The sequence below is a fragment of the Desulfovibrio subterraneus genome (assembly GCF_013340285.1).
In the GTDB taxonomy this organism is placed as follows: Bacteria; Desulfobacterota; Desulfovibrionia; order Desulfovibrionales; family Desulfovibrionaceae; genus Halodesulfovibrio; species Halodesulfovibrio subterraneus.
Genome location: NZ_BLVO01000004.1, coordinates 543,744 through 555,735, shown reverse-complemented (window position 1 = coordinate 555,735; position 11,992 = coordinate 543,744). Strand labels below are relative to the sequence as shown.

11 protein-coding genes and 2 riboswitches are annotated in these 11,992 nt (G+C 55.6%); of the genes, 7 read left to right on the top strand and 4 right to left on the bottom strand.

What is annotated here, in order from left to right; all coding sequences use genetic code 11:
• The first annotated feature begins 1,548 nt into the window (after window positions 1-1,548).
• Both HUV30_RS02980 and HUV30_RS02975 read left to right on the top strand, forming a co-directional pair.
• Window positions 1,549-2,028: a cytochrome c family protein gene (locus HUV30_RS02980; protein WP_243452044.1), complete on the top strand. Its 480-nt coding sequence runs from the start codon at window positions 1,549-1,551 to the stop codon at window positions 2,026-2,028.
• A 9-nt stretch (window positions 2,029-2,037) separates the two neighbouring features.
• Entirely contained in the window at window positions 2,038-4,065 is a 2,028-nt protein-coding gene (locus HUV30_RS02975; RefSeq protein ID WP_174403922.1) for a methyl-accepting chemotaxis protein, read from the top strand.
• Window positions 4,066-4,134: 69 nt separating this feature from the next.
• Here HUV30_RS02975 and HUV30_RS02970 read toward each other — a convergent pair whose 3' ends face one another.
• The gene (locus tag HUV30_RS02970) at window positions 4,135-4,536 is read right to left on the bottom strand and encodes a hypothetical protein (protein WP_174403921.1); all 402 of its coding nucleotides are present in this window, start codon (window positions 4,534-4,536) and stop codon (window positions 4,135-4,137) included.
• A 246-nt stretch (window positions 4,537-4,782) separates the two neighbouring features.
• Between HUV30_RS02970 and tgt the strand changes: the two genes are divergently transcribed.
• Together tgt and HUV30_RS02960 are read left to right on the top strand one after the other, a co-directional pair.
• Window positions 4,783-5,910: a tRNA guanosine(34) transglycosylase Tgt gene (gene tgt / locus HUV30_RS02965; protein WP_174403920.1), complete on the top strand. Its 1,128-nt coding sequence runs from the start codon at window positions 4,783-4,785 to the stop codon at window positions 5,908-5,910.
• Window positions 5,907-6,554: a YdcF family protein gene (locus HUV30_RS02960; protein ID WP_174403919.1), complete on the top strand. Its 648-nt coding sequence runs from the start codon at window positions 5,907-5,909 to the stop codon at window positions 6,552-6,554. Before tgt ends, HUV30_RS02960 begins: the two co-directional genes overlap by 4 nt.
• A gap of 225 nt (window positions 6,555-6,779) precedes the next feature.
• Window positions 6,780-6,871: riboswitch (glycine riboswitch) on the top strand.
• Window positions 6,872-6,874: 3 nt separating this feature from the next.
• Window positions 6,875-6,963, top strand: a riboswitch (glycine riboswitch).
• A 287-nt stretch (window positions 6,964-7,250) separates the two neighbouring features.
• On the opposite strand, the gene HUV30_RS02955 is transcribed toward HUV30_RS02960, so the two are convergent.
• The 3 genes from HUV30_RS02955 to HUV30_RS02945 all read right to left on the bottom strand — a co-directional run bounded on the left by HUV30_RS02955 (window position 7,251) and on the right by HUV30_RS02945 (window position 10,490).
• Complete coding sequence (locus HUV30_RS02955) at window positions 7,251-8,045, bottom strand: hypothetical protein (protein ID WP_174403918.1); 795 nt, start codon at window positions 8,043-8,045, stop codon at window positions 7,251-7,253.
• A gap of 228 nt (window positions 8,046-8,273) precedes the next feature.
• Window positions 8,274-9,536: a peptidase U32 family protein gene (locus tag HUV30_RS02950; protein WP_308480900.1), complete on the bottom strand. Its 1,263-nt coding sequence runs from the start codon at window positions 9,534-9,536 to the stop codon at window positions 8,274-8,276.
• Between the two features lie 87 nt (window positions 9,537-9,623).
• Window positions 9,624-10,490 (bottom strand): PHP domain-containing protein, encoded by an 867-nt coding sequence (locus tag HUV30_RS02945; protein ID WP_174403916.1) that lies wholly within the window; start codon window positions 10,488-10,490, stop codon window positions 9,624-9,626.
• A gap of 189 nt (window positions 10,491-10,679) precedes the next feature.
• Between HUV30_RS02945 and HUV30_RS02940 the strand changes: the two genes are divergently transcribed.
• The 3 genes from HUV30_RS02940 (at window position 10,680) to HUV30_RS02930 (ending at window position 11,856) form a co-directional block, all read left to right on the top strand.
• The gene (locus tag HUV30_RS02940) at window positions 10,680-10,883 is read left to right on the top strand and encodes a Trm112 family protein (RefSeq protein WP_174403915.1); all 204 of its coding nucleotides are present in this window, start codon (window positions 10,680-10,682) and stop codon (window positions 10,881-10,883) included.
• A 181-nt stretch (window positions 10,884-11,064) separates the two neighbouring features.
• Window positions 11,065-11,478, top strand: coding sequence for an Hsp20/alpha crystallin family protein (locus HUV30_RS02935; protein ID WP_174403914.1), 414 nt, complete (start codon window positions 11,065-11,067; stop codon window positions 11,476-11,478).
• Between the two features lie 9 nt (window positions 11,479-11,487).
• Window positions 11,488-11,856, top strand: a complete 369-nt coding sequence (locus HUV30_RS02930; RefSeq protein WP_174403913.1) for an Hsp20/alpha crystallin family protein — start codon at window positions 11,488-11,490, stop codon at window positions 11,854-11,856.
• The last annotated feature ends 136 nt before the right edge of the window (window positions 11,857-11,992 follow it).

Genomic DNA, 11,992 nt, shown 5'->3' with positions numbered 1-11,992 from the left:
GATACTGCCAGGGAGCTGGTGGGAAAGTAGGCCGCCGCCAAGACTTATTTCCTGAACGAAAAACTCCGGTAACCGATGAGGGCCGGAGTTTTTCCGTTTTGGGGTAAAATCACATCCCTTCAGTTAGCCTTCCTTTTCTTCCTTCCATCCGTCTTCCATCATCCTGTCTTAGTTTCAATGAATTGGGCCTTGGTCTGTACTGGCTTAGTTGGATTTTCACCGACTCCATCAAGTCCAATCTACTGTTTCCTTTTGCCGCTTTCAGCGGGACCAGAGGGGGCCTCAGCCGGGGCGTACCGCCCCTCAGCAAGGCCCCCTCTGGACTCCCCCTGCCTCGCCCCTGTCGGTCGCTGAATGTCGTTCGTCTCGCCGTGGAAGCGAAGCGCTTCCAATCGGCATCGTGATTCGGGGAGGGGGCGTAATGAAGAGCCAATACGCGGCAATCCTATTTCCGAAAGATCCAGTTCATAGTCGATCGCTTCAAAAAAGTTAGGAGCTTGTAGCTGTTGTCATACTGATGAAGGCCTAGATTAATATCAGGAGCCGGTCGGTAGTTTGTTCTAGCATACTATAGAGCAGTATGGCGTTACGAGCCGGATGCACTTGTCCCGGCTGTTCATCCTCTGTCGCTCCACTTTTCCCCTCCTGTCCATCCCCTGCCCATAACCTGCCCATGACTGGTCTGGTACATTTCAGGTGCACTGTTCCTACTTTCTGTGATGGGCAAGCTCATAACCCCAAAGCCAGAGCATGATTGAGGATGGCGCGAGATGAAGACGGCAAAGTTGAATTATATGTCATATGATTCTCTAGACAATCGTAACGTTTTGTCTGGTTTGGTCCGTGATATTCGTACTCCGCATAATGCTGTAAGCAATTGAACGTACGGCGAAATTTATAGGTTGTATCCATTGTGCTGATTGGTAGCTTGAGCGCGATATCATGAATCGAGGACAAGGTCTCAATTTCATAATTCCTTCTTTGTGCTCAAAGACAGGTTGAATAGTGCAAAGCAACATTGTTGATTATTTATATTATTTTATGTTTCATCTACTGTTTTTATCAAATCCAACGTGATTCTATTTCTGTGCGAAGTGTATATTCCGATAAGCTTGATTGTTTAGACTTGCGTTATTTGTGTATGCAAAATGAAATGGTTAGATGTCTGCTTGTATATCATGGTTGTCATGTATGCATTTTAGTACTTAATATTGCGTGGTTGTGTATGTCGTTTGTTTTGTGAAGTGCTTATTCACTATCTGTTTATTATTGTTTCAAGCAGGTTTATTTTGCCTTCTGATTGTTGACGTGGGTTGCTTCTTGTTTTTTATGCGATTTAAAAACGCAGTTAATTAATACTGCGGGTATCAGAGAAAAGTGTGTGAGCAACCAATCTCTTTGCTTGCGCTGGACGCTTTTCATAATTCGCGTTAGAGCATCCTGCACAAGTGTGACTTGGGGGTAACATAGACACACTTGAGTGCTAGCATAGTAGCTGGCCAGTGGTGGTTTTATCTGGTGTGGGCAACAGACAGATAGGGTGAGGGAATGATGCTGGTGGGCAAAAAGAAGCGAACGTACTTGTTAATGGTTCTATTTTCATGTTTCGGGGTACTGGTTGTCACGGCTTCTTCGGTGTGGGCCGGAGATTATGTGGGAACCAAGGCCTGTGCAGATTGCCATGAAGAGCAATTTACGCAGTTCATGAAGCACTCAAAGAAAGCGCATTCATGGAAGAGCATCAGCGTGATGGCCGATGATCTGACGACTGAAGAGCGAGAAGGCTGTTACGAATGTCATACCACAGGGCACGGCAAGGGAGGGTTTGTCAGCTACGAGCAGACGCCCCACCTCGCAGACGTGGGATGCGAAACATGCCATGGCCCGGGGCGGGCACATGTAGAATCGGGTGGCGATCCCGAGACTATTCAGAAAACGCCGACGTTGGAGAGCTGCCAGACGTGTCATAACGAGAGCCGCATCGGTGCGTTCGGCTTCAAACCGCTTATACACAGCGGCGCGCACTAGGAGGCAGCCATGGCAGGATTCATCAGAAACTCCATTGGAGCCAAGACTTCGCTGCTGGTCTCTCTTATTTCGTTCATCATTTTTTCGGCGCTGGTGAGTATCAGCAGCTACATGCAGCGCTCCAGCATGATGGCCGAGCTCGACAAGGCCATGACAACGACCTCTGAACTGGTTCAGTTGTCCATTGAAAAGCCCATGGTGGTGGGGAATGATGCCGGTACCCGCGATGAGTTCCGGTTCCTGTCCGAGAAGTACAAGGACATGACCATCTACCTCACCAACTTCAAGGGTAATATCACCTACAGCACCGACTCGCACACGGAACGGAAGGACCTTGATGCCGTCGTGCAGAATGAAACACTGTCCGGTCTTGCCGCACGCGCGTTGAAAGTGAATACGCACGAAAGCGCCATGCTGGAGTATGCCGGTGGAAGTCATTTCGTCCGTGTGGTCAGCATCCCCAATGCGAGTGCCTGTCACCATTGCCACGGGGCTTCGCAGCCCATTCTGGGACAGATGGTTGTTATGCAGGATATCACCCCGACAGTGGCGAATATCGATTTCCAGCTGTATGAGAATATTGCCATATCTCTTGGCGGATTGCTGACTCTTATTGCGGCTGTTGTCTTTTTCATTCGCCGCAGTGTGGTGCGGCCTCTTCTGCACATTGCCAACAGCAGTGAAGAGATCAGCAAGGGAAATCTCAATGCTGATCTCGTCGTGCACAGTGATGATGAGCTTGGGATACTCTCACGAAACCTCGGGCATATGGTTGATAAACTCAAGACTGAACTTGGTTTTTCAAAGGGTATTCTTGACGGTATGACCACGCCTGCTCTGGTGGTAGATACGAGTTGTCGTATTTCCTTTACCAACCCTGCATTGCTGAAACTTGTAGGCCATAGCGGCAATCCGGCAGATTTTGTCGGACAGGGGGTGGGCGAATTCATGTTCAACGAATCCGGTCGCGAAACCCTCTCGCATCAGGTGCTTGCGAACCGGTCCTCCATTGTGGGACATGAGTCTACGTTTACCAATCGCAGAGGCGAGCAGGTCACCATGGTGGTTGATTCCTCGCCCATATATGACCTCGACGGCAAACTCATCGGGGCCTTCACCATCTGTACAGATATGACAGAGGTGCGCCAGCAGCAGGCACTGGTGCAGGAACAGAACAAGATGATCACGCATGCGGCCCATGCTGCAGGGCAGGTTTCCGAACAGGTTTCCTCTGCTTCTGAAGAGCTGTCGGCACAGATTCAGCAATCCAGTGCCGGTGCCGATGAACAGCGCAAGCTTACGGCCGATTCAGCCGCCGCCATGACGGAGATGAATGCCTCGGTCCTTGAAGTGGCCCAGAATGCCTCACTTGCTGCGGAATCGGCGAGCGAGGCCCAGAGGCAGGCCATGGAAGGTGCCAAGGTGGTTGATGCGGCCGTGCATAAGATCAACACCGTTGCCGAACAGGCAAACATGCTCAAGCAGGAAATGGGTGAGCTTGGAAGGCAGGCGCAGGGCATAGGCCAGATCATCACCGTGATCGAGGATATTGCAGACCAGACCAACCTGCTGGCGCTGAATGCGGCCATTGAAGCGGCCCGCGCGGGTGAAGCCGGACGCGGATTTGCGGTGGTTGCAGATGAAGTGCGCAAGCTGGCGGAAAAGACCATGTCGGCAACCCGCGAGGTGGTTAGTTTTGTCGGCTCCATTCAGGATTGTGCCAAGCGCAACGTTACAGCCACTGACAGGGCCGTGACGCTGGTGGGCGAATCCACAGAGCTTGCAAGCCACTCCGGGCAGATGCTGCATACCATTGTGGGCATGGTGGAAAGTACGGCGGATCAGGTGCGTGCCATTGCCACGGCCAGTGAGCAGCAGTCCGCAGCCAGCGAACAGATCAGCCGTTCGGTGGAAGAGATCAACATCATTTCGAGCGAAACCGCGCAGGCCATGTTACAGTCTGCCAACGCCGTAGCTGATCTTGCCCGACTGGCACAGGAGCTGAACGGCATTATCGAAGAGATGCGCAGAGGCTAGCGTCCCTTTGAGGCAAATATAAAAGCCGGACCAAATGGTCCGGCTTTTTGCGTTGTGCGGCCGTTTGTATCAGGCAGAGCCTGCCATGCCCACTTCGGGGCGAGGGATAAGCGTGAATGCCCTGATGTTGCTCACCGGCACTGGCTTGAACCGGAAGGCTTCGTCGCGACGGGCAGCTCTGGCCAACAAGGCTTCGGCAATCATGGAGGGGCCGTTGCAGTCGTGGACAAGGTAGTCGCGAACTGCTTCGGCAGATGAAAAGCTTATGGCACCATGCATCTTGCGGCGCCCAGGGTAATTAATATGAAAGGTCGATGCCAGAATATATTTGCCGACACTGGTCTTGTAGAGGGTGAGTTCCCACCAGTTCGGGGTAACTCCCATCCATTCGCGGTCATCCAGAGTAACCAGAAGATCGCCCGTGAAAACCAGTTCTTCCTTGCCATTGCGCTTCACTGAATATTCTCTCATGTGGTCCCTCCGAAACGTTGGGGGTGCAAGGCCGATATGGCAGTATCTGTCGTGTCCCTCGCAACTGCGAGAGTGATAGTTCTAGTTTCAGTGTACTGCATTTTTTCAGTACATTGGGCAAGTATATTTTACATGAACTTAACTTTTTTATGAAACCGCGGCGAAGAGGCGAGGTATTTCTTGCCTAGCGGGGGTATGAGGCTTTATCCACTTTTCAAATTTCTGCCCCGAAGGTATGGTGCATTCATGGCAAACATCGGTGAATTTACAATACATGCAACGGACGGAGCAGCCCGCACCGGCGTGCTGCATACGGCTCACGGCCCGGTCCAAACCCCCATTTTCATGCCCGTGGGCACGGTGGGGAGCGTAAAGGCCATTGCTCCGGACGATCTTGAGGCTATTGGTGCCGAGATCATTCTCGGAAATACCTATCATCTGTATCTGCGCCCCGGCGATGAGGTCGTGGCGCGACGCGGCGGACTGCACGAGTTCAACGCGTGGCGCAAGCCCATCCTCACCGACAGCGGCGGCTTTCAGGTTTTCAGCCTGAATGAGCTGCGCAAGATTCAGGAGGAAGGGGTTACCTTCCGCTCGCACCTCGACGGCTCAAAGCACCTTTTTACGCCCGAGAAGGTTGTGTCCATTCAGCGCAATCTCAATTCGGACATCATGATGGTGCTGGACGAATGCGTCCCCTACGGTGCGGACAAGGCATATACAGCCCGTTCCCTTGAACTGACCACCCGCTGGGCACGGCGTTGCCGCGATGCCTACCCGCAGGGTACGGCGGGCAATTTGCTGTTTGCCATCACGCAGGGCGGGTTCTTCAAGGATCTGCGCGAGCGCTCCATCGCCCAGCTTACGGGCATGGACGACTTTGACGGCTTTGCCCTTGGCGGGCTTTCCGTTGGTGAAAGCAAACAGGAAATGATGGAGATGCTCTATCACTGCGCACCGTTGCTGCCGGTGGCCAAGCCGCGTTACCTTATGGGGGTGGGCACGCCTCTGGATATCATTAACGGTATCAACGCGGGCATCGACATGTTCGACTGCGTGCTGCCGACCCGTAACGCGCGTAACGGCACGCTGTATACTTCGGTGGGCAAGATCAATATCAAGCGGCAGGAATATGCCGAAGATGACGGTCCGCTCGATCCGAACTGCTCATGCTATACCTGTCGCACGTTCAGCCGCGCGTATCTGCGTCATTTGTATCATGCCAAGGAGATTCTCTCCTTCCGCCTGAATTCCATTCATAACCTTACTTATTTTCTCGATACGGTCAGAGGTGCACGCAAGGCCATCAAAGATGGTACTTTCGCCGCCTATAAAAAGCAGTATGAGGAAATCTACCCTCAGGAAGTGGTATGATGCGTTGGCTGAATGCCTTGTTGCGGCTGATCGGTGCTGTTGCGCTGGTCGGTCTGCTGATGCTTGGCGGGGGCTTGTTGTATGCAGGACATTGGCTGACTTCCGACGATGTGCCGTCGGTGGCGGATGCCATTGTGGTGCTTGGGGGCGATTATCATCGTCCCGCCTATGCTGCCGAGCTGTACCGGAAGGGGTATGCGCCTCTCGTGTATGTGAGCCGCGTGGCATATCCGCCCACGGCTACCATGCTGGAGAAGTACGGGGTAACGTATCCCCGGCAGGAGGATGTGTACCAGCGTATTCTTATCACCGAGGGCGTCCCTCCGGAAGCCATACGGCTGCATGGCGATAAGTTGCTGAGCACCATTGAAGAGGCAGAGTCTATTGCCAGCAGGCTGGGTCCGGGGCCGGGCAGGCTGATCGTGGTCACGTCGCCCCCCCATATCCGGCGTGCAGGCAAGATTTTCAGGGATGTCATGCCCGGATGGACCATAATGATGACCGCAATACCTGATCCGCCTTTCCCCGATCCGTGGTGGTCCACGCAGGCATCTGCCCGCGAGGTGCTGCTGGAGCTGTCCAAAACCGCATTCTACATGTTTGGCGGCGCCTTCCGCTCGTCGGATGAAGCAGGCCAGCAGTGAGTATGTGAAGATTTTTCCAGCTGTGATTGCGGATTTCTGCAGTCGCTCTGGCTGGTGCAGACTTAACCATGTCTGACATTAAATCGGCGTTTTACGCCGATTTTTTGTTTCTCAAAGCAGCCGCATAGGGTTCGCTCGTGCATGTTGAGTGATCACATGGTTTTTTTAGTTGCTATTTCTGCAAGGGAAAGGTAGACGGGACTTGCCTCAACATATGGATCTCGAATGACGGCAGCAGGAGAGACCTTCGACCGCGCAAGCGGTGCGGAAGGCGCCGAAGATGTAACTCTTTCAGGCAAAAGGACTGTTGTCGGACGAGCCTCTGGAGAGTCTCCCTTCCCAGTGGGGAGCACCGAAGGAGCAAGCCGCCCCCCCAGTAGCGGTGAAACTCTCAGGTACCAGGACAGAGTGACCCATTATGCAGGCGCAATGCGCCTGCAATCCATCCTCTGTACCCTGCCTTCGTGCTTTCCGCTCGGATATCTCCGGCTGCAGTCTCGTCGAGATTACGGTCTTTTCGTCTGCTTTTTCCGCAACCTGCAAGGTGCGGATACGGGCGGCTGAATGCCTGTGTCGTGAGGTGGGTATTTTGCATTCACCCGCGCCGTGCGCGGTGAACATAGAGTGGTTTGTTGTTGTGGTTGCGACGGGCCGGAGGGTATACCTTCCGGCCCGTCTGCTTTTGATCGCTCGATGTTATTGCATGATACCCTTGAGGCCCTCGCCGATCTTTTCAATGCCCGAGCCGTCTCCCTGCTTCAGTGCATCGCTTGCGCTCTTCACTGATTCCTGCAGCTTTTTGACGGATTCGCCCAGAGCTTTGGTCACTGCGGAGGTCATTTCACCGTTCAGGGCTCCCAGAATTTTCTGCATGGCTTCGGCAGGGGTTGCACCGCCGGATTCTTCGCCGATGTTGGTGAGGTGAATATCAGGCAGGGTGACGCTCATGCCCTGTCCGCCAAGCGCGGTGAGAGCCATGTTCACCTTGGCACTGGTAATGAGCAGGTCACGGATAATCACTTTGGGTCCCTTGCCGGATTCAGCCGGAGCTTCTTCCTTGGCCGGAGCAGTGTTGCCGGTTTCAGTGCCGCTGCCCACGGTCTGCTGCACGTTGTTGAGCAGTGCGGTGAAGTTGTCCAGCTTGCCGGATTTTTCATAGGTCAGATCGGGGCTGGCAATCAGCACCTTTTCGATGATGATCACGTCCTTGGTCAGCGATGCCGTATCCAGCTTCACTTCCACGGCGCCGAGTTTCATGGTCTGCGGGGCAGCGAACCCCTTGGGGCTGCCGACCACAAGGCCCTGCAGTTTACCGGAACCGGACATGAACGAAACATCAGCCTTGTCCAGATGCACGTTGGTGAGCAGGATTTTCGGGCCTGCCGTGTTCACAGCCTTTTCGATGATGGGGTTGATGGACATGAACGTCGCTACAACCAGCCCGACAACAATAACGCCGAGAACGCCCACAAGAATGAGCAGTTTTTTCATGGATGATTCTCCTTTGCTGCATGAGGGTTAGCTTATGTGACTATAGGCTCGACGTAGGAATTCGGCAAGGAAAAATGGCTTTTGCGGTGGCTCCAGTGCGGGGGACGGTGCGGGCGGCATGGTTTGCGGGGGCAGAAATACCGGACTATGCGAACAAGGGGCGGCCGGAAATTCCGGTCGCCCCTTGCTGTATTTACGATGCAAAGCTCGTTGAAAAGTTCGCGTCGGTCAGCGCAGAAACAGTCCATGTTCGAGCGTTTCCGGTCCGGAGGGCAGGATGGAAGGATCGCACCGCAGCACACCCTCCATGCCCGGATGGAGCTGGGTAGAGGCTTCTCCCCTGTGGTTCTCAAGGGTGTACGCTCCGGCGGGCAGCTCGGGTCGGCGAAGGCCGGTCTGCATGATCTGTATGGGGCGGTCGCTGTTCCAGGGGGAACGCACGGCCACCTTCCATGCGTCTTCCGCAAGGCGTTCACGTACCTGCGCGACAATGGGGCGACGTTCAGTGTCCTGCAGCGGGGGCAGCGAAACGCGGTTGCCATCAGGGAGAAAGAAGCCGGTGTTCAGGTTGCGCGAGGCGGTGTTGCGCAGTTCATAGAGATATTTTTCAGGGCGGAAGCAACCTGCTGCCACGTCATCAAGAGCGGTGCGGTAGGCATCTGTCACATGGGCTACATAGCTCGGCGTTTTCATACGGCCTTCGATCTTGAGCGATGCAATGCCCGTGCGCACGAACCACGGCATGTACTTGACAAGGCACAGGTCCTCCGGTGCCCAGAAGGCGCTGTAGGGCTCTTCGCGGGTTACTTCCCACATGGTGCCGGTGTCGCGGGTTTTTTCCTCCACGCCGAGCAGGGCATCGCCCATGTGGGCATGGCCTTCTGCTGCGCAGTCGTGGCAGCGGCCGGAAAGGTCGGTGGCCCGATATTCGAACCGGCAGGGGTGGGTGCATTCACCAAGGTTTGCAGGGCGGCGGTTCAGCCATGCGGAGAGCAGGCAGCGGCCGGAAAGGGCCAGACACATGGCCCCGTGCACAAAGACCTCGAATTCCATGTCGGGGTAGTTGCGCACCAGTTCGCGCATGGCGCGTGCGCCGAGTTCGCGAGCAAGGTTCACGCGGCGGATGCCCAGGTCGTACCAGAATCCCACGGCTTCGCTGTTGGCCGTATTGGCCTGCGTGCTCAGGTGCACGGCCTTGTCGGGAGCATAGCGGCGGGCCATTCGCAGAACGCCGGGGTCGGCAATAATCAGGCCGTCCACAGCGGATTCGGCCAGTACCTCCAGCGAGGCGGCAATCCCGGAAAGATGCGTCTCATGTGGCAGCACGTTGAGCGTGTAGTATATGGATGCGCCCCGCGCATGTGCCTTGCTGCAGGCTGTGTCCAGCGCTTCACGGTCGAATCCGCCCGTTCCTGCGCGCAGGCTGAGGGAGGTGCCGCCAAGGTAGCAGGCATTGGCCCCGTAGGTAAGGGCAGCGTCGAGACGGTCCATGTCCCCTGCGGGACAGAGCAATTCAGGCAGTGTCATTGGCATGTTCAGGCATTCTCGCTGTGTTCCGCGAAGAGGCCGGATGCCGTGTTACACGGGCAGGCCCTGCTTTCTTCGCAGTGCTATGAGGTCGTCCAGCACAAAGGGGGGAACATAGAGTCCGCCCTTGCCCCGTCCGAGCCGGATGTCCGGCTTGATGGCGCCGTGATAGTCCGATCCGCCGGTAAGGGCAAGTCCGTGACGCGCGGCAAGGTCAACGGCTTTGCGCGTGGACCGTGCATCGTGCTCGCTGTGGTAGGCTTCTATGGCGTCCATGCCGAATCCGGCAAGGGTCGCAACCATGTCTTCCAGCCAATCAAGAGGGTAACGGTGCAGATACATGTGGGCAATGGAAACGGTCGCGCCCTCTTCCTTGAGCAGGGTTACCCCCTCTTTGGGAGAGAGCACCTTCTTGGGAACGTGGGCCAGACCCTTGTCGCCGAGATACACTTCAAAGGCATGGTACATGCTGCGCACGTATCCCTTGTCCATCAGCACGCGGGCGATGTGCGGCCTGCCTACCGAGCCGGTTCCGGCAATCTCCAGCACATCTTCGTAGGTGATGGGAATGTCGAGCGCCTGCAGCTTTTGCACAATGTGCAGGTTGCGGGTTGTTCTGTGTTCCTGCAGGTCGTGCATGGCCTGCTTGAGCCTTGTGCCGTCCGGCGATGTCCACAAGCCCACAAGGTGCAGCTCGCCGTGCTCCGTGGCAACACTCAGTTCGCAACCGGGAATAACGTTTACTCCGAGTTTCCGGCCGGCCTCCATAGCCTCTTCAACGCCGTCTATGGTGTCGTGGTCGGTGAGGGCAAGGGTAGTTACACCTGCCTTTCGGGCCAGCGAAATGAGTTCTGAAGGGGAGTCGCCGCCGTCGGAAGAGGTGGAGTGGGTGTGCAGGTCGATGTAGGTTCGTGTCATGGGGCACCCGTGGTTATGCGTTGCTGTATCGTGAAAACTGTACGTGGTGCAGTGGTGGACTGTCAAATCGGTCGGAAGTACAGAATACTCCGCTTGAGCAAAGCGGGGCATGCGGGTATGCTTTCCGGCGCTGCCCGCTGCCTTATCCGGCGGTCGTGGCGGACATACTTGCTCTATAGGAGATACGTAGTGGCGATTAATCCCGAACTGCTCGAAATATTGGCCTGCCCCAAGTGCAAGGGGCCTGTGGCAATGGTTGCGGAAAAGGACGGCCTTGCCTGTGCCGCCTGCAAAGTGGTGTATCCCGTACGCGACGATATTCCCGTCATGCTCATTGAAGAAGCTGTACCCGCCGAAAAGTGGGCAGGCGGAGCGCGCACCGCAAAAGGCTAGCTGTCCGGTCTGCTCTTCCCTGCCGGGCATGAACCGGTTGCAGGGAACGCCTGTACCTGTTGACAGCAAGCCGGTTCTGCTTACCATGATTTGGAAAACCCGTGCCTGATCAGGATGATGGCTGGCATAATGCTGCATGTTCAGGCTGCGGGGCATACCGAAACAAGGCAGGAGAAGAAGCATGGTAATGGACTTCGGTTCGTTTTATGATTTTCCGCATCTGCTGGACCGCATGATGGGCGAAATGGCGCAGCCGTATACTACCGGCGGCAGGCAGGTGGCATTTCCTCCGCTGTATATCGGCGAAGACGACAAGGTATTGGTGGTGCGTGCGCTCATCCCCGGTGTGGGACTGGACGACGTTGAACTGACCCTGACCGACAAGACGCTGGTGCTCAAGGGCGAAATCAAACCCGTGAAGGGCAAGTACTACAGGCAGGAGCGGCCCACCGGCCCCTTCCAGCGGGTGGTGCGGCTCAATGTGCCGATCAGCGGGGAGCATGTGCGCGCAACCATGCGCGACGGCGTGCTCGAAATCATATTGCCCAAGTCGGCTACGGCCCGTCCGCAGACCATTCATATAGAATCGCGCTAGAGGTTGGCCATGCATCATAACCAGTCACCTGAACGTTGCGGCAAGGCCCCGAGAATCCGTCCAGCTGCGGACTTTGTGGAACGCGAAGACGGTTTCTATCTCTATCTGGACATGCCCGGGGCGCGCCGGGAAAATCTTGTGGTTCATATCGAGGAAGACGAGCTGACCATTCAGGCTTCTTCCAGCTATGGCCTGTGCGGCGGTGAACGCGTGCATGCCATGGAGTTCGGCGATGTGGAGTACCATGCGCAGTTTTCCCTGACCGATACCATGGACAAGCAGCGCATAGGCGCACAGCTCGTGAATGGTGTGCTCAGCATCTTTATTCCCAGACGGGAAGAGCAGGTGCCAAGGCGCATCAAGATAGATGTGCTGTAGCGCGTATCTGTAATTTTCTGTCAAAGGTAGCAGGCCGTTGCCGCATGGCAACGGCTGCCCGTTGCTTTTTCGGGTTGCGCTGCCGTATGAACCGGTATAGACCCGCCTCCATCGCGTGGCGGGTTGCCCTTTTTTT